This window comes from Variovorax sp. GW823-FHT02B07 (genome assembly GCF_058797695.1).
Genome location: NZ_JBXAJX010000002.1, coordinates 394,500 through 415,439 on the forward strand (window position 1 = coordinate 394,500; position 20,940 = coordinate 415,439).

20 protein-coding genes are annotated in these 20,940 nt (G+C 70.6%); 9 read left to right on the top strand and 11 right to left on the bottom strand.

What is annotated here, in order from left to right:
- The first annotated feature begins 20 nt into the window (after positions 1-20).
- The 4 genes from fhuE to AC1RGU_RS13065 all read left to right on the top strand — a co-directional run bounded on the left by fhuE (position 21) and on the right by AC1RGU_RS13065 (position 4,870).
- Entirely contained in the window at positions 21-2,501 is a 2,481-nt protein-coding gene (gene fhuE, locus AC1RGU_RS13050) for a ferric-rhodotorulic acid/ferric-coprogen receptor FhuE (RefSeq protein ID WP_492696490.1), read from the top strand.
- A gap of 91 nt (positions 2,502-2,592) precedes the next feature.
- Positions 2,593-2,895, top strand: coding sequence for a DUF3649 domain-containing protein (locus AC1RGU_RS13055; RefSeq protein WP_139705706.1), 303 nt, complete (start codon positions 2,593-2,595; stop codon positions 2,893-2,895).
- Complete coding sequence (locus AC1RGU_RS13060; RefSeq protein WP_492696491.1) at positions 2,892-4,511, top strand: PepSY-associated TM helix domain-containing protein; 1,620 nt, start codon at positions 2,892-2,894, stop codon at positions 4,509-4,511. The genes AC1RGU_RS13055 and AC1RGU_RS13060 overlap by 4 nt, the downstream gene beginning before the upstream one ends.
- On the top strand, positions 4,508-4,870 hold the full coding sequence (locus tag AC1RGU_RS13065; RefSeq protein ID WP_354343715.1) for a DUF3325 domain-containing protein: 363 nt from the start codon (positions 4,508-4,510) through the stop codon (positions 4,868-4,870). The genes AC1RGU_RS13060 and AC1RGU_RS13065 overlap by 4 nt, the downstream gene beginning before the upstream one ends.
- A gap of 2 nt (positions 4,871-4,872) precedes the next feature.
- On the opposite strand, the gene AC1RGU_RS13070 is transcribed toward AC1RGU_RS13065, so the two are convergent.
- The 6 genes from AC1RGU_RS13070 to AC1RGU_RS13095 all read right to left on the bottom strand — a co-directional run bounded on the left by AC1RGU_RS13070 (position 4,873) and on the right by AC1RGU_RS13095 (position 9,853).
- Positions 4,873-5,862, bottom strand: coding sequence for a Bug family tripartite tricarboxylate transporter substrate binding protein (locus tag AC1RGU_RS13070; protein ID WP_492696492.1), 990 nt, complete (start codon positions 5,860-5,862; stop codon positions 4,873-4,875).
- A 62-nt stretch (positions 5,863-5,924) separates the two neighbouring features.
- Positions 5,925-6,281 carry a cupin domain-containing protein gene (locus AC1RGU_RS13075; protein ID WP_489058245.1) on the bottom strand — a complete coding sequence of 119 codons (357 nt, stop codon included), beginning with the start codon at positions 6,279-6,281 and terminating at the stop codon, positions 5,925-5,927.
- Between the two features lie 18 nt (positions 6,282-6,299).
- A complete protein-coding gene (locus AC1RGU_RS13080) occupies positions 6,300-7,295 on the bottom strand; it encodes a quinone oxidoreductase family protein (protein ID WP_492696493.1) in 996 nt (331 codons plus the stop codon).
- The gene (locus AC1RGU_RS13085; protein ID WP_354343710.1) at positions 7,292-8,200 is read right to left on the bottom strand and encodes a beta-keto acid cleavage family enzyme; all 909 of its coding nucleotides are present in this window, start codon (positions 8,198-8,200) and stop codon (positions 7,292-7,294) included. The genes AC1RGU_RS13080 and AC1RGU_RS13085 overlap by 4 nt, the downstream gene beginning before the upstream one ends.
- The gene (locus tag AC1RGU_RS13090) at positions 8,197-8,964 is read right to left on the bottom strand and encodes an SDR family NAD(P)-dependent oxidoreductase (protein ID WP_139705694.1); all 768 of its coding nucleotides are present in this window, start codon (positions 8,962-8,964) and stop codon (positions 8,197-8,199) included. The genes AC1RGU_RS13085 and AC1RGU_RS13090 overlap by 4 nt, the downstream gene beginning before the upstream one ends.
- A gap of 22 nt (positions 8,965-8,986) precedes the next feature.
- Complete coding sequence (locus AC1RGU_RS13095) at positions 8,987-9,853, bottom strand: dioxygenase family protein (RefSeq protein WP_354343708.1); 867 nt, start codon at positions 9,851-9,853, stop codon at positions 8,987-8,989.
- Positions 9,854-9,983: 130 nt separating this feature from the next.
- On the opposite strand from AC1RGU_RS13095, the gene AC1RGU_RS13100 reads away from it, so the two are divergent.
- From AC1RGU_RS13100 to AC1RGU_RS13110, 3 genes are all read left to right on the top strand, one after another.
- The gene (locus AC1RGU_RS13100) at positions 9,984-11,015 is read left to right on the top strand and encodes a LacI family DNA-binding transcriptional regulator (RefSeq protein ID WP_492696494.1); all 1,032 of its coding nucleotides are present in this window, start codon (positions 9,984-9,986) and stop codon (positions 11,013-11,015) included.
- Positions 11,016-11,111: 96 nt separating this feature from the next.
- The gene (locus AC1RGU_RS13105; protein ID WP_492696495.1) at positions 11,112-11,687 is read left to right on the top strand and encodes a thermonuclease family protein; all 576 of its coding nucleotides are present in this window, start codon (positions 11,112-11,114) and stop codon (positions 11,685-11,687) included.
- A gap of 60 nt (positions 11,688-11,747) precedes the next feature.
- Positions 11,748-13,670, top strand: coding sequence for a PhoX family protein (locus AC1RGU_RS13110; protein ID WP_492696496.1), 1,923 nt, complete (start codon positions 11,748-11,750; stop codon positions 13,668-13,670).
- 39 nt (positions 13,671-13,709) lie between these two features.
- Here AC1RGU_RS13110 and AC1RGU_RS13115 read toward each other — a convergent pair whose 3' ends face one another.
- Entirely contained in the window at positions 13,710-13,961 is a 252-nt protein-coding gene (locus tag AC1RGU_RS13115) for a hypothetical protein (RefSeq protein ID WP_095948968.1), read from the bottom strand.
- Positions 13,962-13,980: 19 nt separating this feature from the next.
- Positions 13,981-15,327, bottom strand: a complete 1,347-nt coding sequence (locus AC1RGU_RS13120; RefSeq protein WP_492696497.1) for an NAD(P)/FAD-dependent oxidoreductase — start codon at positions 15,325-15,327, stop codon at positions 13,981-13,983.
- A 148-nt stretch (positions 15,328-15,475) separates the two neighbouring features.
- Between AC1RGU_RS13120 and egtB the strand changes: the two genes are divergently transcribed.
- On the top strand, positions 15,476-16,741 hold the full coding sequence (gene egtB / locus AC1RGU_RS13125; RefSeq protein ID WP_492696498.1) for an ergothioneine biosynthesis protein EgtB: 1,266 nt from the start codon (positions 15,476-15,478) through the stop codon (positions 16,739-16,741).
- A 26-nt stretch (positions 16,742-16,767) separates the two neighbouring features.
- On the top strand, positions 16,768-17,766 hold the full coding sequence (gene egtD, locus AC1RGU_RS13130; protein WP_492696499.1) for an L-histidine N(alpha)-methyltransferase: 999 nt from the start codon (positions 16,768-16,770) through the stop codon (positions 17,764-17,766).
- 19 nt (positions 17,767-17,785) lie between these two features.
- Here egtD and AC1RGU_RS13135 read toward each other — a convergent pair whose 3' ends face one another.
- The 3 genes from AC1RGU_RS13135 to gabT are packed head-to-tail and all read right to left on the bottom strand — an operon-like array spanning position 17,786 to position 20,935.
- Complete coding sequence (locus tag AC1RGU_RS13135) at positions 17,786-18,166, bottom strand: GFA family protein (RefSeq protein ID WP_492696500.1); 381 nt, start codon at positions 18,164-18,166, stop codon at positions 17,786-17,788.
- Positions 18,167-18,187: 21 nt separating this feature from the next.
- The gene (locus tag AC1RGU_RS13140; protein ID WP_492696501.1) at positions 18,188-19,651 is read right to left on the bottom strand and encodes an NAD-dependent succinate-semialdehyde dehydrogenase; all 1,464 of its coding nucleotides are present in this window, start codon (positions 19,649-19,651) and stop codon (positions 18,188-18,190) included.
- A gap of 12 nt (positions 19,652-19,663) precedes the next feature.
- Positions 19,664-20,935, bottom strand: a complete 1,272-nt coding sequence (gene gabT, locus AC1RGU_RS13145; RefSeq protein ID WP_492696502.1) for a 4-aminobutyrate--2-oxoglutarate transaminase — start codon at positions 20,933-20,935, stop codon at positions 19,664-19,666.
- Positions 20,936-20,940: the final 5 nt, after the last annotated feature.

The following is a 20,940-nucleotide window of genomic DNA, read 5'->3' on the forward strand; positions in this document are numbered from 1 at the left end:
CAACCGAAAGGCCCGTCTCCATGTCCGCATCCCGCCCGTCCGCCTTGCGCCCGTTCGCAGAGCGCCGCCTGAACACCGTCCTTCGCCATGCCCTGGTGGCGCTCGCCCTCGGCGGCCTGGCCGGCGCGGGAGGGCCGGCCTTCGCGCAGGCGTCGCCGTCCTCGCTCGACGCCGCCGCATCCCGCGCCTACGACATTCCCGCCGGCCCGCTGGGCCGCACGCTCGCCGCCTTCGCGGCCGGCAACGGCATCGCGCTGTCGTTCGACCCCGCGCTGACGCAGGGGCGCAGCAGCCCCGCGGTGGCGGGCCGCTACACCGCGCGCGAAGCCATCGAGCGCCTGCTCGCGGGCAGCGGCCTGCAGGTGGTGGCGCGCACCGACGGCAGCTACACGCTGAACCGTCGCGAGGCCGGCGCACCTGTCGCAGGGCAGGGCGGCATCGACACGCTCTCGCCCGTCACCGTCACGGCCGAGGCCGACCGCAGCGGCACCACCGAAGGCACCGGCGCCTACACCACGCGCGCCACGGCGGCGGCCACCGGGCTCGCGCTCTCGCCGCGCGAGACGCCGCAGTCGGTCACCGTCATCACGCGCCAGCAGATCGACGACCAGAACCTGCTGTCGCTCGGCCAGGCCATGCAGAGCGTGCCCGGCGTGTTCTCGGTGAGCTCCGACAGCGACCGCACCGACCTGTACGCGCGCGGCTTCTACATCGACAACTACCAGTACGACGGCGTGCCGACCACGGTCACCACCGACTTCTTCGGCGCCTCCACCAACGACCCGGTGCTGTACGACCGCATCGAGGTCGTGCGCGGCTCGACGGGGCTGCTCACCGGCGCGGGCAACCCCTCGGCCTCGGTGAACCTGGTGCGCAAGCACGCCGACAGCAAGGTGTTCGCCGGCAACGCGTCGCTCGCGCTGGGTTCGTGGAACCTGCGCCGCGGCACGGTCGACCTGCAGACGCCGGTGACGAAAGACGGCCGCGTGCGCGCCCGCCTCATCGGCATGACGGAAGACCGCGACTCCTTCATCGACATGTACCACGGCCGCAAGCATGTGCTGTACGGCGTGGTCGATGCCGACCTCACGCCCAGCACCACGCTGAGCGTGGGCATCGAGTCGCAGGCCACGCGGCCCACCTCGTCGACCTGGGGCGGGCTGCCGCTGACCTTCAGCGACGGCACAGCCACGCGCTGGGACCGCTCCAAGACCGTCGGCACGCCGTGGACCCACTGGGACACGACCACCACCACCGCCTTCGCGAACCTCACGCACCAGTTCGACAACGGCTGGAAGCTCAAGGCCAACGGCTCGCACCGGCAGAGCAAGCAGAACGCCAAGCTGCTGTACCTGTACGGCGACCTCGACCGCCTCACCGGCACCGGCCTGGGCTCGCTGCCCGGCTACTTCGAGCACCAGTTCCGCCAGAACAGCCTCGACCTGCAGGCCACCGGCCCGTTCAAGCTGCTGGGGCGCACGCACGAACTCGTGGTGGGTGTCAGCAACAGCCAGTCGCGCTACGTGGAGGCGAGCCATCCACGCACCAGCGCGTTGCCCGACACCGGTAACTTCTACGACTGGAACGCCGCGTCGTACCCCGAGCCGGGCTGGGACCCGCTGAAGGTCTCGGCCATCACCAAGACGCGCCAGACCGGCTACTACGGCGCCGCGCGCCTGTCGCTGGCCGATTCGCTCAAGCTCATCGTGGGCGGGCGTCAGAACAGCTGGCGTTCCACGCGCCTGACCGCCGACGCGCCGGCCACGCGCAAGCACGAGGTGTTCACGCCCTACGCGGGCCTGGTGTACGACCTGAGCGAGAACTACTCGGTGTACGCGAGCTACACCGACATCTTCCAGCCGCAGAACTACCGCGACGCCAGCGGCGCCTACCTCGACCCGGTGACCGGCAAGAGCTACGAGATCGGCCTCAAGGGCGAGCACCTGAACGGCAAGCTCAACACCTCCATCGCCGTCTTCCGCGCCGAGCAGGAGAACGTGGCGCAACGCGACGGCACCAAGCTCGTGCCCAACTCGAGCGAAGGCGCCTATTACGGCGCGCGTGGCGTGACCAGCAAGGGCATCGAGCTGCAGGTGTCGGGCGAACTGGCCCCCGGCTGGCAGCTCAACGCGGGCATCGCACGCACGCTGGGCCGCGAAGGCAACGGCAACCGCATCAACACCGCCATGCCGACTACGCAGGCCACGCTGTTCACCACCTATCGGCTGCCCGGCGCGTGGCACCGGCTCACGCTGGGCGGCGGCGTCAACTGGCAGAACCGCACCTACTACGCGTACAGCGTGGGCGATGTCGACCTGCGCTACCAGCAGGGCTCGCGCGCGGTCGTGAGCCTGATGGCGCGCTACGCCTTCACGCCCAGGCTGGCGCTGCAGCTGAACATCGAGAACCTGTTCGACAAGAAGTACTACAGCAACATCGACGGGCAGGCCTACTTCGGCACGCCGCGCAACGCGGTGGCGACGCTGAGCTACGCGTTCTGACCGGGAAAGAGCGGGGGGCATGACCCTTTTTTCGTTCTCGTTTGTCATGTAGGGGAGGGGCGCATGTCCGCGCCCCGTTTTCCGGTCCCCGATGAACACCCGCACCTCCTCCTTTTCTCCCGCCCTGCGGCTGCTGTCCCGCGTCGCGGCCGCCGTGCTCGGCGGCTACGCGCTGGCCTCGGCCGCCGCCGTCTTCCTGGCCGCCGTGCTGCCGGCCGGCCCCGCCGAGGCTGCGCTCGGGGGCATGCAGTTCAGCTTCGCGGTCTACACCGTCGCCGTGATCTGGGCCTTTGCGCCCGTGTCGCTGCCGCGCGCCTGGGCCGGCCTGCTGCTGCCGGCCGTGGTGCTGGCCGGGCTCGGCCTGGCCTTGCGCGGCGCGGGAGGCGGGGCATGAGCACGAAGAAAACCAAGGCGCCGTCGCAGGGCGGCTTCCGCCAGGCCCAGGCCTGGCTGCACACCTGGTGCGGCCTGTGGTTCTCGTGGCTGCTGTTCGCGGTGTTCCTCACCGGCACGCTGGCCGTGTTCGACGAGCCCATCACCCACTGGATGACGCCGGAGCACCACGCCGAGGAAGCCGCCGCCGCTGCAAAGAAAGGCGAACCCACGGCCGACCGCGCGCAGCGCTTGGCCTGGGGCATGGCCTACATGGCCGAGCACCACCCGGGCGCCTCGATGTGGGAGCTGTGGCCTTCGGATGCGCAGGGCGGCGGCGAGCTGCGCGTGTTCTGGTTCGACGCCAACCGGCAGTACGCGGGCGTCGCGCTCGACCCCGCCACCGGCAAGCCGTTGAAGGAAGACGGCGGCCACGCGACCCGCGCCACGCTCGGCGGCCACCACTTCGTCGACTTCCACTACGAGCTGCACGCCGGCACCGTCGGCCTGTGGATCGTCGGCATCGCCGCGATGGCGATGCTGGTGGCGCTGGTGTCGGGCGTGATCACGCACAAGCGCATCTTCAAGGACTTCTTCACCTTCCGTCCCAAGAAAGGCCAGCGCAGCTGGCTCGACGCGCACAACGCGGTGGCGGTGCTGACCTTGCCCTTCCAGTTCATGATCGCCTACACCGGTCTTGTGATCTCGGGCACCAGCTTCATGCCGGCCCCCAAGGTCTTGCACTACGGCACGGGCCCGCAGGCGCAGGTGCGCTTCGTGTCCGAGCTGGGCGACAGCGACAAGCCCGCCGCCACCGGTCGCGCGATGCCCGTGCCCGTGCTCGAACCGTTCGCTGCGCGCGGCCAGGAACGCATGGGCCAGCCGGTGCGCGCGGTCGTCATCGACCACCCGGGCGACGCGGGGGCGCGCATCGGCGTTTACGGATGGAATGGCGAGGACGAATCCGCGCGCCGGCTCAGCGCCACCACCGGCATGGTGCAGTTCTCGGCCGCCAGCGGCGAGGTGCAGCGCGTGCGCCTGCCGGGCGCCGCGGATGGCGGCGCAGCCATGCTTGCGCAGTCGGCCATGGGCGGGCTGCACATGGTCACCTTCGGCGGCTGGCCGATGAAGTGGCTCTACTTCCTGTGCGGGCTCGCGGGCACCGCGATGATGGGTTCGGGGGCCGTGCTGTTCATCGTGAAGCGTCGGCAGAAGCACCTGGGCGAGTTCGGCGGCGCGACGGCGCGGGTCTACCGGCTGATCGAGGCGCTGAACGTCGCGGCCATCGCCGGGCTGGCCATCGCCTGCGTGGGTTACCTGTGGGCCAACCGGCTGGTGCCGGTCGGCATCGGGCACCGCGCGGACCGCGAACTGCAGGTCTTCTTCGCGCTGTGGACGCTGGCGCTGGTGCACGCCTTCGTGCGCCAGCCGGCGCGCGCGTGGCGCGAGCAGCTCGGTGCGCTGGCCGCGTTGTGCCTGCTGCTGCCGGTGCTGAACTTCGTGACCACGGGTGATCACCTGCTGGCGCAGCTGTCGCGCAGTGATTGGGAAAGCCTCGGGGTCGAACTGGGCGTGGTGGCTTTCGGTCTTGCGGCGCTGGGCGCGCTGCGCCATCTGCTGAAGAAGGTGGTGCGATGACGACGGCATGGGCTTCGTTGCTTGGCCTTGCGCTGGCGTATGCGGGCATGTCGTGCCTGAGCTTTGCCATGGACCGGCACCATGAGCAGCTGACGCGCGGACGCGAAGTGCCCGCGCGCCGGCGCACGGGCTTGCGCGTGATCGGCATGGTGCTGCTGGCCGCGGCCATCGTGCCCTGCGTGATGGCGTGGGGCCCCACGGTCGGGACGGTCGCGTGGCTCGGCTTCCTGTCGGCGGGGGCGTTGCCGGTGGCCTTGCTGTTGCCGTACCGCCCGCGCGCTGTGGCGTGGGGCGCCGGTGCTGCCGCCGTGGCCGGTGGTGCGGGGCTGGCGCCGGTGCTGGCGGCGCTGCTGCGCTGAGGTCAGTCCACCTTGATGGCTGCGGCCTTGACCACCTGCTGTGCCTTCGCGGTCTCGTCGGCGATGAACTTGTTGAACTGCGCGGAGGGCATGGTGAAAGGCTCGGCGCCGAGCTTCTCCAGCCGTTCCTTCAGCTCGGGCGAGCCCATGATCTTCGCGACCTCGGCCTGCAGCCGCTCCACCACAGGCTGCGGCGTTTTGGCGGGCGCGAACAGGCCGACCCAGAACAGGTAGGCCGAGCCCGGCACGCCGGCTTCCACGGTGGTGGGTGCGTCGGGCAGGGCGGACGAGCGGCCGGCGGTGCCCACGGCCAGTGCCTTGAGCTTGCCGCTCTTGATCAGCGGCAGCGCCGACACCATCGGCGCGAAGAACCAGTCGACGCGCCCGGCCATCACCTCGGTCATGGCTTCGGGCGTGCCGCGAAAGGGCACATGCTGCGCATCGACGCCGGCCGCGAGGCGGAACACCTCGGCATTCATGTGCGTGGCCGAGCCGTTGCCCGCGGAGCCGTAGTTCAGCCCGCCGGGCTTGGCCTTCGCCTTGGCCACGAGGTCTTTCACGTCGGTGAAGTGCGAAGGCGCGGTCACCAGCACGTTGGGCAGGCTGGCCATCGGCGTCACGCCCGTGAAGTCTTTCAGCGTGTCGTACGACAGCCCCTTGTAGATCCACGGGTTCACGAGATGGCCGGCCGAATGCACCAGCAGCGTGTAGCCGTCGGCCGGCGCCTTGGCGGCGATGGCCGCGCCCAGCGTGCCGCCCGCGCCGGGGCGGTTGTCGACGATCACGCTGGTGCCCAGCGCGGGCCCCAGCTTCTCGGCGACCAGGCGCGCGACGATGTCGGTGCCGCTGCCCGCCGTGAAGGGCACGACCAGCTTGATGGGCTGCGTGCCCGGCCAGGGGCCCTGTGCATGGGCGCCGCCGAGCGTGCAGGCCGCCAGCGCCGCAACGACCGTGAGCGCCTGTCGGCGGCTCCATGGGAATGTCTTCTTCATGCGTCTTGTCTCCGTTGATTTGTTGGTGCGAGCGATGAATGACTGACTGGGAAAGGAGCGCGTCAGGCGGGCGGTGCGTTGGCCATCACCAGCGCCACCAGCACCGGGCGGTTGCTTCGGTTCTCGAGCTGGCGCTTCTCGCCGGGCGCGAAGCGGCAGCTGTCGTAGGGCAGCAGCACGTCTTCCTGGTGCGCGCCGTCGAGTTCGCCGACGATGTGCAGCTCGCCCTCGAGCACGAGGTAGAGCTTTTCCATCGGCGAGCCGTCCAGCCCGGTGCGGCCGCCGGGCAGGATCTGGCTCATGCCCATCCACATCTGCGTCGAGGGGCCGGCCTCCTTGCCCTGCAGGCGCAGGCAGCGCATGTCGAAGTGGTTGGGCGCCTCGTAGTGCGGCGCCTCGCTGAAACGGGTCACATGCATGGTGGGTGTCCTCGGGGGTCAGGGGCGCAGCACGACGCGGTCGGTGCTGCCCGACAGCACCAGCCGGTAGGCGTCGATCGCTTCGTCGAGCGCGAAGTGGCGTGCCACGGGAAAGGGCTTCAGCGTGCCGCGCTCGAAGCCTTCGCGCATCGCGTCCAGCTGCGCGGTGGAGGCCACGCAGTCCATCGCCAGCGAGTCGATGCCCACGTAGGTGTGCATGCCGCGGTAGAACGCGAAGATGTCGAAGGGCACCGCGCGGTCGTGCGTGGCGATGAAGATCTGCGTGGCCCCCTTGGCCATCGCCTTGTTGGCGGCCTCGAAGTAGGCACTGCCCACGGTGTTGTAGACGATGTGCGCGCCGCGCCCGTCGGTGAGTTCGCGCACCTGCGCGCCCACGTCGGCGTGGTGGCGCGCATCGACCACGTCGACCGGCGCGCTCGCGAACCCTGCGAAGGGCCCGGGGCCGCGCTGCACCGCGATCACGCGCGCGCCGGCCTGCGCGGCCAGCTGCACCGCCGCCTGCCCGACCTTGCCGTTGGCACCCAGCACCAGCACCGTCTGGCCCGCCTGCGGCATGCCGCTGCGCCGGAAGCCCTCGTAGGCCGTGACGAAGGGCACGCCCACCGCGCCGGCCTCGTCCATCGAGATGCCCTGGGGCTTGGCGCGCAGGGCCGCCTCGGGCAGCACGAGGTAGCGTGCATGCGAGCCGTCGCGCGTGATGCCGACGTCGCCGCCCGAGCCGTAGACCTCGCGGTCGATCCATTCCGAAGGGCCGCTCACCACGGTGCCCGCGAAGTCGCGCCCCGGCGTGCGCGGCCAGACGGCCTGCGGCATGAGGCCCAGCGCAGCCTTCACGTCGCTCGGGTTCACTGCGGCGGCCATCACGCGCACCACGGCATGGCCGGGCGGTACCGCGGGTTCGGGCTGCGGCGCGGCGTCCAGGCGCAGCGCCTCGAGGTTGGCGGCCTTGCCGTTCACGCGCAGGGCGCGCGGTTCATGAAGGATGGCGCTCATCGTGCGGCTCCCTGAACGGCGCGGGTGTCGGCCAGCCCCAGCATCGCGCGGGCCTCGCGCGGGTTGGCGACCTCGCCGCCCAGGCTGCGCAGGATGTCGCGCGCCTTCGCCACGAGCTGCGCGTTGCTTTCGGCCAGCACGCCTTTCTCGAGGTAGATGTTGTCTTCCATGCCCACGCGCACGTGGCCGCCCAGCAGCCACGATTGCGCGACGATCGGGAACTCCGTGCGGCCGATGCCGAAGGCGCTCCAAAAGGCGCCGCGCGGCAGCAGGTTGCGCGCATAGAGCAGCGTTTCGGGTGTGGGCGCGAAGCCGTACTTCACGCCGAGCACGAAGGTCCACATCGCGGGCCCGTCGAGCGTGCCGTCGGCGATGAGGTCCAGCGCCAGGTGGATGTCGCCCGAGTCGAAGATCTCCAGCTCGGGCTTCACGCCGGCCTCGCGCATCACCTTCGCCATGCGGCGCACGTTCTTCGGCGTGTTGATCACCACGTCGGGGCCGGAGTTCATGGTGTTGAGGTCGAGCGAGCACACGTCGGGCCGGATCAGCGCGATGTGTTCCACGCGCTTTTCGGGCGGCAGCAGCGTGGTGCCGGGCGCGGCGATCTTCGGATCGTCCTCGCTGGGAATGAAGCGCCCGCCCGGCCCGGTCGTGAGGTTCACGATCAGCTCGCGGTTCTCGCGGCGGATGCGATCGACCACCTCGCGGTACAGCTCGACCTCCATCGAGGGCTTGCCCGTTTCGGGGTGGCGCACGTGGATGTGCACCTGCGCCGCGCCGGCTTCGGCCGCGGCCAGGCATTCGTCGGCGATCTGCACCGGCGTGATCGGCAGGTGCGGCGTCTGCTCGGGCTTCACGAGGTTGCCCGTGACGGCGCAGGTGATGAGCGTCTTCGCGTTGTTCACAGGTGGCGCCCTCCGTCGACCACGATGCGCGTGCCGGTGACGAAGCGCAGCGTGGTGGCCAGCGCTTCCACGGTGGCCGCCACGTCGTCGGGCTTGCCGATGCGCCCCAGCGGCGTGGTGCTGGCCATCTTGTCGGCGAACTCGGCGCCGCGCCCGGGCACGAAGCCCGACTCGACCGCGCCCGGCGACACCGACACCACGCGCACCGCCGGCGCCAGCGCCTTGGCCAGCGCATCGCCCACCACGTCGAGCCCGGCCTTGGCCGCGACGTACGCGAGGTTGCTGCCCACGCCCGTGAAGCCGGCGATGGACGAGATGTTGACCACCAGCCCGTCGCCGGTGGCCTTGAGCATCGGCGCGAAGGCGCGGATGGTGGCGAACACGCCGCGGAAGTTGGCGCGCAGCAGGTCGTCGATGAGGTCGTCGGTCAGCGCGTCGAGGTCGCCGGCCGGCACGGGCTGCGTGTGGCCCGCGCTGTTGACCAGGATGTCGCAGCGCCCGTGCGCGGCCTTCACCTCGGCGGCGGCGGCCTGCAGGCTCGGCGTGTCGACGATGTCGGCGCGGATCGCGCCGTGGCGCTGGCCGCTGTCCGAGGGCAGGGCGGCGGCGCGCGCGGCGGCGTTGTCGTCGCCACCGCGGTGCAGCAGCACGCAGGTGGCGCCCAGCGCGGCCAGCCGCGTGGCCGTGGCGTAGCCGATGGCGCCGAGGCCGCCGGTGATGACGGCGATCTTGCCGTGGAGTCGGGATTGGGGATCGAAGCTCATGGGATGAAGGAAAGTTGCGGAATCAGGGGATCGGTGGGCGGGGGAACTTCATTTCTCCCGGCTCCAGCTGGAAGTCGTACTGCAGCGTGGCGCTACCGCCGTCGGGCGCGAGCGCGAAGCGGCCGATGAGTTGCCGCGTCACGCCGAAGGTCGGGTCGCTCTCCAGGTTCTCGTCGTCGTCGGCGAACACCTGCGTGACCAGCACCTTGTGGCCCGGCTTGCTCAGCATGAAGTGCAGGTGCGCGGGACGGTTCGGGTGGCGTTGCTGCGCGCGCAGCAGCACGCCGCACGGCCCGTCGGTGGGCACGGGGTAGCCGGCAGGGCGCACGCTGCGGAAATGGAAGCGGCCTTGCGCGTCGGTGGTGAAGCGCCCGCGCAGGTTCATGTCGTCCTGTTCGGGGTCCTGGTTCTCGTAGAGCCCGACCGGCGAGGCCTGCCACACGTCGACCGTGACATCGGCCATCGGCTGCCCGCCCACGTCGCGCACCGTGCCCGTCACCTCCAGCGGCGTGCCGGGCGTGCCCGAGCGCGCGATGCTCTCGCCCGCTGCGCAGGCCGGCGAGTTGGCGCGCCAGAAGGGGCCGAGCAGCGCGGCCGGCGATTCGCCGTGCGGGTCCTGGTTGTTCTGCAGCGCCACCACGGTGGACACGCCCAGGATGTCGGCCGCCAGCACCACCTCGTTCTTGGTCTCGCCCGTGGCGTGGCCGATGGCGACGATGAATTCGAGCGCCTGCTCGAACTCTTCCTCGGTCAGCTTCACCTCCTGGACGAAGGCGTGCAGGTGGCGCGTGAGCGCGTCCATCACGGTGCGCAGGCGCGGATCGGGGGTGCGTTGCATGGCGTCGAGCGCAAAGCCGAGCACCGAATCGGGGGAGGTGGCGATGTTCATCTGCAATCCTTGCAATCGTTTGCATGATCTTAAGGCAGATTCCGGAAAAGTAAAATGGAGGGTATCCGGGATGTCAGAATGGGAATTCGCCGACCATGGCGCACCGGATGACCAACAATCGTTTGCACAAATGAGCACCCATCCCCCCTCCAGCCCCGTCACCATCCGCGACGTCGCCCGTGCCGCCGGGGTGCATGTGTCGACCGTGTCGCGCGCGCTCAGCCCCGAGAAGCGCTCGCTGATCAGCGACGAGGTGCTGCGCGTGGTCGAGGAGGCCGCGCAGCGCCTGGGCTACCGGCCCAACCGCGCGGCCTCGGCGCTGCGCACGGGCCGCACCCACACCATCGGCGTGCTGGTGCCCGACATCACCAACGCGGTGTTCCCGCCGATCCTGCAAGGCATCGAGGCCAGCGCGGCCGCGCGCGGCTACTTCGTGTTCGTCACCAACGTGGTCGATCCGGCGCTGGCGCGGCCGGTGCTCGAGCGCATGCTGGCGCAGCGCGTGGATGGCGTGATCCTGGCCACCGCCACGCGCGACGACCCGCTGGTCGACTTCGTCGCCAAGGCCGGCATGACGGCGGTGCTGGTCAACCGCGCCGACGAGACCGGTCGCCTGCCCGCCGTGGTGAGCGACGACCGGCTGGCGATGAAGCTCGCGGTCGACCACCTCGTGGGCCTGGGCCACAAGCGCATCGCGCACCTGGCGGGGCCGCAGACCATCCCCACCGGCGTGGGCCGCCTGCTGGGCGTGGAGCAGGCGCTGCGCGACCACCGCATGAAGCCGGCGCGCATCGTCGAGTGCGCGAGCTACAGCCGCGAGGCGGGCGCGGCCGCGATGAAGCAGATGCTCGCGGCCGGCGCCGCGCCGCAAGCCGTGGTCTGCTGCAACGACCTCGTGGCACTGGGCGCCTACGACGCGCTGCGTGAGGTCGGCCTGCGCGTGCCGAAAGACATCTCCATCACCGGCCACAACGACATGCCGCTGGTCGACATGGTCGATCCGCCGCTCACCACCATCCGCTTGCCGCACCGCGAACTCGGCTGGCGCGCGGCCGAGATGCTGTTCGAGGAGATCGACGGACAGGCGCTGTCCGCGTCCACCGTGGTGCTGCGCCCGGAGCTGGTGGTGCGCAAGTCGACGGCCGCGCCGGCCGCACGCTGAGCGAAGACGAAAACAAATGCATCCGAAGGGCGGCGCGCACACTTCGCGCCGAGAATCGTCGGCCATTCTTGGCCCCGTGTTCCGCTTCCTTTCCGCATGCGCTTTCGTCCCGTCTTCCTGCTTCTTTCCCTCGGCCTTTCCCTCCCGCTGCTGACCCACGCCGCGTCGTCGCGCACCTGCCTCGTCGTGGGCGTGAGCGACGGCGACACGCTCACCGCGCGCTGCGGCCGCATCGGCGCTTACGAGCAGGTCAAGGTGCGCATCGCCGCCATCGACGCGCCCGAGAAAGCGCAGCCCTACGGCCAGCGCAGCCGCCAGGCGCTGAGCCGCCTGTGCTACGCCGAGAAGGCCGTCATCACCGAGCGCGACACCGACCGCTACGGCCGCACCGTGGCCGACGTGCGCTGCAACGGCGAAGACGCCGGCCGCCGCCTGGTGGCCGAAGGCTGGGCCTGGGTGTACGACTACCACGGCATCGCGAAGAAGCGCGGTGGCGACCTGTTCCGCCTCGAGGCCGCGGCGCGTGCGCAGCACATCGGCCTGTGGGCCGACACCGCGCCGACGCCGCCCTGGGACTGGCGCCGCGAACGGCGGGAGCAGCCACGCAACAACAACAGCAACCACGGCGGCTCGCAGCCCTGGGGCGACGTGCGCTTCGAACCCCTGTCATGACGGCTTCATGGGCGTGCGGGAGCATCGCGGGTTCCCACGATTCCCACGGACCCCCAGGACATGGCCAAAGACTTCGCGCGCATGGAGGACTCGAACCCCTCCGGCAATCCCACCATCCACGACGTGTCCGATCCGCAGCGACGGGTCTTCGTGCGCGGCGGCCTGGCGGCGGCCGTGGCGGGCCTGTTCGGTCCGCTGGCCGGCTGTGCCAGCACGGGCGCCGGTAGCAGCAGTGCCGTGAGCGGCCTGGGCCGCGCCATCGGTTTCAAGAGCGTGCCCATGGCGGCGGTCGACCAGGTGGTCGTGCCCGAGGGCTACCGTACGCAGGTGCTGTACCGCTGGGGCGACCCCACCGGCATCGCGGGCCGCATGCCCGCCTTCAAGACCGACGCTTCCGACTCCGCCGACGACCAGGCGCTGCAGGCCGGCATGCACCACGACGGCATGGCCTTCTTTCCGCTGGACGGATCGAACCGCGGCCTGCTGGTGCTGAACCACGAGTACGTGGACGATGGCCTGCTGCACACCGACGGCATGAAGACCTGGAGCGCCGCGAAGGTGCGCAAGTCGATGCACGCGCACGGCGTGTCGGTGATCGAGCTGCAGCGCGACGGCGCGGCCTGGCAGCAGGTGCTGCCCTCGCGTTTCGCGCGCCGCATCACCGCGCTCACGCCGATGACGCTCACCGGCCCCGCGGCCGGCCACCCGATGCTGCGCACCGCGGGCGACCCCTCGGGTACGCAGGTGCTCGGCACCTTCAACAACTGCGCCAACGGCCAGACGCCGTGGGGCACCTACCTGACCTGCGAGGAAAACTTCGCCGACTACTTCGAGGGCACCGCCACGCCCGATGCGCACCAGAAGCGCTGGGGCCTCAAGAAGGGCAACGGCGCCAAGTACCGCTGGCACGAGCACGAAGAACGCTTCGATGTGGCCAAGCACCCGAATGAATCGAACCGCTACGGCTGGGTGGTCGAGATCGATCCGCAAGACCCGAACTCCACGCCGCGCAAGCGCACCGCACTGGGCCGCGCCGCGCACGAAGGCGCCGCCGTGGCGCTCACCGACGACGGCCGCGCCGTGGTCTACATGGGCGAGGACTCGCGCTTCGAGTACATCTACAAGTTCGTGAGCCGCGACAAAGTGCGCCCCGGTGGCGCCGCCGCCAACCGCGACCTGCTCGACCACGGCACGCTCTACGTGGGCCGCTTCGACGTCGACGGCACGGGCGAATGGCTGCCGCTGGTGCAGGGCAAGGGCGGGCTGGTGGCCGACAAGGGCTTCACCACGCAGGGCGACGTGCTCATCAAGTCGCGCCAGGCCAGCGACATCCTCGGCGCCACGAAGATGGACCGCCCCGAGTGGACCACCGTCGATCCGCTGACGAAGGAGGTCTACTGCACGCTCACCAACAACAGCAACCGCGGCGCGCCGGGCCAGCCCTTCATGGACGCGGCCAACCCGCGTTCCAACAACACGATGGGCCAGATCATCCGCTGGAAGGAAAGCGGCGACCTCGACGCCACGAAGTTCGCCTGGAACCACCTCGTGCTCGCGGGCGACCCGAAGCAGACGCGCTACGAGGCGCAGGGCAACGTCAAGGGCGACGCCTTCGGCAGCCCCGACGGCCTGATGGTCGATGCGCGCGGCGTGCTGTGGATCCAGACCGACGTGTCGACCTCCACGCTCGGCAAGGGCGAGTACACGAACCTGCCCAACAACCAGATGCTGGCCTGCGACCCGACCAAGGGCGAGATCCGCCGCTTTCTGCTCGGCCCGGCCGGCTGCGAGATCACCGGCCTCACGGCCACGCCCGACCTGCGCACGCTGTTCATCAACATCCAGCACCCGGGCGAGCCGGCCAACGAGCGCAGCGACCCCGAGCGCCCGCTCGCCGTGTCGAAGTGGCCCGACGGCGCGGGCCGGCCGCGCTCGGCGACCGTGGTCATCACGAAGATCGACGGTGGGGTGATCGGCAGCTGACGCGGCCAGGGGGCGCCTTGCGGGGGCGCCCTCGGGGCTTCAGCAGTGGCCCGAGTACCAGCAGCGCATCTCGGGCATGAGCAGGCCCCAGACGAAGCTGATCGCGCACACGATCAGCATCAGCAGCGCGAACATGCGCAGGCCCTCGGCGCCCCAGCGCGGCGCGAAGATGCTCACGAGAAAGCCCGAGAGAAACGTGCCTTCGAGCCAGGCCGCGCCACCCCAGCGCAGGATCCAGAGCCAGAACAGCGCATCGAGCGCATGAAAGACGACCCACCAGAGCAACGTCATCGCGCGGCGTGGGGCGTGCTTACGACTCGCTGCGGCCCTGCACGTCGGCCACCACGCGCGCGTTGCGCTGGAAGCTCCAGTAGGCGCTGGCCCAGTCCCACATCACGACCACGCGGTTGCGGAAGCCGATGAGGAAGTACGCGTGCGCGAACAGCCAGAACAGCCACGCGGGCCGGCCGCTGAAGCGCAGCGGGCCGAAGGGCGTGCCCAGGTCGACCACGGCCGAGTTGCGCCCGATGGTGGCCAGGTTGCCATAGTCGGCGTAGCGGAACGGCACCGAGGGCTGGCCCGCCAGGCGGCGCAGGATGTTCGCCGCCGCTGCGCGGCCCGCCTGCTTGGCGCCGGGCGACACGCCGGGCACCGGCTTGGGCGGCTTGCCGGGCGCGTGGCTCATGGCGGCGGCCAGGTCGCCCACCACGCTGATCTCGGGGTGGCCGGCCAGGCTCAGGTCGGGCTCGACCTTGATGCGGCCCGCGCGGTCGCACTCGACGCCCGTGGCGCTGCCGAGCAGCCGGCCCAGCGGCGAGGCCGCGACACCGGCCGCCCACACCACGCAGCTGCTGGGAATGCGGTAGCTCTGCAGCGGCGCGCCGTCGGGGCCGCCGCCGGTCTGCACTTCGAGGCCGGCGTTGTCGATGGCGGTGACGCGCGCGTTCAGCCGCACCTCCACGCCGAGCCGTTCCAGTTGTTCGAGCGCCTTCTGGCTCAGGCTTTCGGGCATGGCCTGCAGCACGCGCGGGCCGCCCTCGACCAGCAGCACCTGCGCGCTGCCGGGGTCGATGCGGCGGAACTCGCCCGCGAGCGTGTGCTTGGCGATCTCGGCCAGCGTGCCGGCCATCTCGACACCGGTCGGTCCGGCGCCGATCACCACGAAGGTGAGCAGGGCGCGGCGCCGCTCGGGGTCGGCGGTGGTCTCGGCCGTTTCGAAAGACATCAGCACGCGGCGGCGGATCTCGAAGGCGTCGGCCAGCGTCTTCAGGCCCGGCGCGGCGGGCGCCCACTCGTCGTGCCCGAAGTAGCTGTGCGTGGCGCCGGCCGCCACGATCAGGTGGTCGTAGGCCACCCGGCTGCCGTCGGCCAGCTGCACCGTGCGCGCGGCCGGGTCGATGCCCGTCACCTCGGCCAGCAGCGTGGTCACGTTGGCCTGCTTGCGGAACAGCGCGCGCACCGGCGCCGCGATCGATGGCGCCGCGAGCCCGGCGGTCGCCACCTGGTACAGCAGGGGCTGGAACAGGTGGTGGTTGGTCTTGTCGATCACCGTCACATCGACGTCGGCCCGCTGCAGCTTGCGCGCTGCCTCGAGTCCGCCGAAACCGCAGCCGATGATGACAACGTGGGGCCTGGCCGAAGGAGAGGGGGTTTGCATCGCCCGAATCATACGCAGCGGGCCGGGGCGTTCCGGGCCGCTTGCGCGCAGGACGGGCTCCTGCGGCGGCGCGGCGGCGGCGTCTTGTCCTACGTGCTTTTGTCGCCGGTATGGGCTAAAACTTCCGGCTCACCCGACTGGAGACACCATGACGTTTTCCCGGCCGATCGCCCCCGTGGCGAGCGCCTTGCGCGAGCAATTCCGCACGGTGCGCGCCGCCAGCCTGGCGCTGGCCGCGCCGCTGTCCGCCGAGGACCAGTGCATCCAGTCGATGCCCGACGCCAGCCCGACCAAGTGGCATCTGGCGCACACGACGTGGTTCTTCGAGACCGTGCTGCTGCAGCCGCATGCGGCGGGGTACCAACCCTTCGATGCGCGTTTTCATTACCTCTTCAACTCCTACTACGAGGCGCTCGGGCCGCGCCACCCGCGGCCGCAGCGCGGCCTGCTGACGCGGCCGTCGCTCGACGAAGTGCATGCCTACCGCCGCCATGTCGACGAGGCGGTGCTCGCGCTGCTCGCGGCGCCGGAGGCGCTCGACTGGGCGGCCATCGAGGCCATCGTCGCGCTCGGGCTGAACCACGAGCAGCAGCATCAGGAGCTGCTGCTCACCGACATCCTGCATGCGCTGTCGTGCAACCCGCTGCTGCCGGCGTACAAGCCCGCGAGCGGCCCCGCGCGGCGGCTGGCTGCCGTGCCGGCCGAGGTGCGCTGGCTGGAACAGCCGGGCGGCACGGTCGAGGTCGGGCATGCGGGCGAGGGCTTTTGCTTCGACAACGAGACGCCGCGCCACGCCGCCTTGCTGCACCCCTATGCCATCGCCGACCGGCTGGTGAACTGCGGCGACTACGCGCAGTTCATCGCCGACGGCGGCTACCGGCGGCCCGAGCTGTGGCTGTCCGACGGCTGGGCCACGGTGCAGGCCCAGGGCTGGCGCCACCCGGCCTACTGGCTCGAAGCCGACGACCCGCGCATCGCCACCCTCGGCGCGGGCGGCGGCCCTGCCGCGCCCGGCGGTTGGCAGGTGTTCGGCCTGCACGGCGTGCGGCCGATGGAGGCCGACGCGCCCGTGTCCCAGCTGAGCTTCTACGAGGCCGCCGCGTACGCCGAATGGGCCGGCGCGCGGCTGCCCACCGAGTTCGAATGGGAGGCCGCCTTCGACGCGCCCGGCATCGCGCAGATGAGCGGCCATGTCTGGCAATGGACGCGTTCCTCGTACGACCCGTACCCGGGCTTTCGTCCGCTGCCCGGCATCGCGGCCGAATACAACGGCAAGTTCATGGTGGGCCAGCTGGTGCTGCGCGGCGGCAGCGTGGCCACGCCGGCCGGCCACACGCGGCCAAGCTACCGCAATTTCTTTCCGCCGGCGGCACGCTGGCAGTTCTCGGGGCTGCGGCTCGCGAAAGACCTTTGACCGACACCTCGATGGAGCCGAGCACCATGCGCAATCCGACCGCCCCGTTCGCCCTCGCCAGCCACCTGCAGCGACAGGAGGCAGCGACCCCGCCCGACACCGCCCCGTGGTCCGAGTTCGGCCGCGCCATGCAGGCCGGCCTGGCGCGCACGCCGCGCCACATCTCGCCCAAGTTCTTCTATGACGTGGCCGGCTCGCAGCTGTTCGATCGCATCTGCGAACTGCCCGAGTACTACCCCACGCGCACCGAGCTGGGCATCCTGGGCGCCTGCGCCGGTGAGATCGCCGCGCAGATCGGGCCGAACGCCGAGATCGTCGAGTTCGGCGCCGGCTCGCTCACCAAGGTGCGCTTGCTGCTCGACGCGCTCGAATCGCCCAAGCGCTACCTGCCGATCGACATCTCGGGCGAGCACCTCGAGGCTGCGGCGGCGCGCCTGAAGGCCGACTACCCGTCGCTCGCGGTGCAGCCCATCGCGGCCGACTACACCATGCCGCTCGTGCTGCCCGCGCCCCTGGCCGGGGCGGGCCGGCGCGTGGGCTTCTTTCCGGGCTCGACCATCGGCAACTTCGAGCCCGACGAGGCGCTGGCGTTCCTGCAGCTCGCGGCGCGCATGCTGCGCGGCGGCGGCCTGCTGATCGGCGTCGACCTGGTGAAAGACCCCGACCGGCTGCACGCGGCCTACAACGACGCGCAGGGCGTGACGGCGGCGTTCAACCTCAACCTGCTGCGGCGGGCGAACGCGGAGCTGTCGGCCGACTTCGACCTCGACGGCTTCTCGCACGCGGCCTTCTACAACGCGCCGATGCGCCGCATCGAGATGCACCTCGTGAGCCGGCGCGCGCAGAGCGTGCAACTGCGCGGCGAGCGCTTCTCGTTCGAGGAAGGCGAGACCCTGCACACCGAGTACTCGCACAAGTTCACCGTCGAGGGCCTGCAGGCCCTGGCGGTGCGCGCGGGCTTCCGCGTCGGGGCGGTGTGGACCGACCCCGAGCGGCTGTTCAGCGTGCACTGGCTGCTGAGCTGAACGCAACCGCCCTCGGCGCTCAAGACAGATCGGCGCCGTTCACGAGCCGGACCGGGATGCTGGCCAGGTCCACGCCTTCAAGACAGCGCGCATTGATGGCCCATCCCGTGAACGGCAGCTTGCCTTCGGCTGCCTCTTGCGCGGTCGGCGCGCTGGGAATCCGGAACGGCATGATTCCGCAGGTGGGGCAGAAGTAGTCCCGTGCGGTCCGCGTGTGCCATTCATAGACCGTGAGGTCTTCCAGCGGCGTGAACAGGCGAAGCGCCGATGCGGGCACGCGGTGAATCAGCGCGCCGCGGCGCCGGCACACGGAGCAGTTGCAGCTGCGGACATGGTCGAGGTCGGTGTCGACTTCGAAGCGGCACGCGCCGCAATGGCAAGACCCTCGGTACGTTCTCATAGGCTGCGAATTTTCGCAGCCCTAAGTGTCCAGCCCCGCGAGACAGACGTACTTGATCTCGAGGAAATCATCGAGCCCGTACTTCGAGCCCTCGCGCCCCAGCCCCGACTGCTTGACGCCGCCGAACGGCGCCTCGGCCGTGGACACCAGCCCGGTGTTCACGCCCACGATGCCCGATTCGAGCGCTTCGGCCACGCGCATGATGCGGCCGATGTCGCGGCTGTAGAAGTACGCGGCCAGGCCGAACTCGGTGTCGTTGGCCGCGGCGATGGCTTCGGCCTCGGTGTCGAACGCGAAGATCGGCGCCAGCGGGCCGAAGGTTTCCTCGCGCGCGAACAGCATGTCGGGCGTGGCGCCGCCGATCACGGTCGGCTCGTAGAACAGGCCGCCCAGCGCATGACGCTTGCCGCCCGCGAGCACGGTGCCGCCCTTGGCGACGGCGTCGGCCACGTGCTCCTCGATCTTCTCGACCGCCTTGGCGTCGATCAGCGGTCCCTGGTTGACGCCGGCCTCGGTGCCGTTGCCGACCTTCAGTGCGTTGACCTTGGCCACCAGCTTCTGCGTGAAGGCTTCGAGCACGCCGCGCTGCACGTACAAGCGGTTCGCGCACACGCAGGTCTGGCCGGTGTTGCGGTACTTGGAGACCATTGCGCCTTCGACGGCGGCATCCACATCCGCATCGTCGAACACGATGAAGGGCGCGTTGCCGCCGAGTTCGAGCGACAGCTTCTTGATCGTGTCGGCCGACTGCTTCATGAGCGTGCGGCCCACCTCGGTCGAACCCGTGAAGGTGAGCTTGCGCACGATGGGGCTGCGCGTCATCTCGCCGCCGATCTGGCTGGCCGAGCCGGTGAGCACTGACAGCAGGCCCTTGGGCACGCCCGCGCGTTCGGCCAGCACGGCAAAGGCCAGCGCCGAGAACGGCGTCTGCGTGGCCGGCTTCACGACCATCGCGCAGCCGGCCGCGAGCGCGGGCCCGGCCTTGCGCGTGAGCATGGCGGTGGGAAAGTTCCAGGGCGTGATGGCGGCGGTGACGCCCACGGGTTGCTTCAGCGCCAGGATGCGGCGGTCGGCCTGCGGCGCGGGAATGGTGTCGCCGTACACGCGGCGCGCTTCTTCGGCGAACCACTCGATGAACGAGGCGGCGTAGGCGATCTCGCCGCGGCTCTCGGCCAGGGGCTTGCCCTGCTCGGTGGTCATGATGAGCGCGAGGTCGTCCACGTTCGCCAGCATCAGGTCGTTGAGCTTGCGCAGGATGGCCGAGCGTTCCTTGGCGGGCACCTTGGCCCAGGCCTTTTGCGCCTTTTCGGCGGCGGCGATGGCGCGCACGGTCTCCTCGGTGCCGCACATGGGCACGGTGCCGATCTGCTCGCCGGTGGCGGGGTTGGTGACGGCGACGGTGGTGCCGTTGTCGGCATTCACCCAGGCGCCGGCGATGCAGGCCTGCTGGCGCAGCAGGGTCGGGTCTTGGAGTTTCAGTGGCATGGGTGGTTTGTCTCAGGCTTGCAGGGCGGCGGCGAGGATGTCGAGGCCTTCGCCGAGCACCGCGTCTTCGATGGTCAGGGGGAACAGGAAGCGGACCACATTGGCGTGCACGCCGCAAGTCAGCAGCAGCAAACCCGCGTCGCGCGCTCGGGTTTGCACCTGCTTCGTGAACGCGGGGTCGGGCGCGCCATCGGCGCCCGCGAACTCGACCGCTACCATCGCGCCCAGGCCGCGCACGTCCGCGATCTGCGGCACCTTGGCGCGCAGGCCTTCGAGGCGCGCCTTGAGCCGGTCGCCCAGTATTTGCGCGCGCTCGCACAGGCGTTCGTCCTCGATCACGTCGAGCACCGCATGCGCCGCCGCGATGGCCAGCGCGTTGGCGGCGTAGGTGCCGCCGAGGCCGCCGGGGGCGGGCGCGTCCATGATCTCCGCGCGCCCGCACACGGCCGACAGCGGCGTGCCGCCGGCCAGGCTCTTGGCCATCGTCATGAGGTCGGGCACCACGTCGTGGTGGTCCATGGCGAACCACTTGCCGGTGCGCGCGAAGCCGGTCTGGATCTCGTCGGCGATCAGCAGGATGCCGTGGCGGTCGCAGATCTCGCGCAGCGCGCGCATGAAGGCGGGCGGCGCGGCGTAGAAACCGCCTTCGCCCTGCACGGGCTCGAGGATGATGGCGGCCACCTGCTCGGGCTCGATGTCGGCCTTGAACAGCTTGTCGATGGCGCGCAGCGAATCGTCCACCGACACGCCGTGCAGCGCGATCGGCGCGGGCACGTGGAAGATGCTGCCGGGAAAGGGCCCGAAGCCGGTCTTGTACGGCACCACCTTGCCCGTGAGCGCCATGCCCATGAAGGTGCGGCCGTGAAAGCCGCCGCCCAGCGCGATCACGCCGGGCCGGCGCGTGGCGGCGCGCGCGATCTTGATGGCGTTCTCGACCGCCTCGGCGCCGGTCGTGAAGAAGGCGGTCTTCTTGGCGTGGGTGCCGGGCGTGAGGCGGTTCAGGCGCTCGGCCAGCGACACCACGCTTTCGTACGGCACCACCTGGTAGGCCGTGTGGGTGAAGCGCTCGAGCTGCGCGCGAATGGCCTCCACCACGCGCGGATGCCGGTGGCCGGTGTTGAGCACGGCGATGCCCGAGCCGAAGTCGATGTAGCGCCGGCCTTCGACGTCCCACAGCTCGGCGTTGAGCGCGCGCTCTGCGTAGATCGGAAAGCCGATGCCGACGCCGCGCGGCGTGGCGGCGATGCGGCGCGCGTCGATGGCGGCGTTGGTCTTGGTTGTCATGCGAG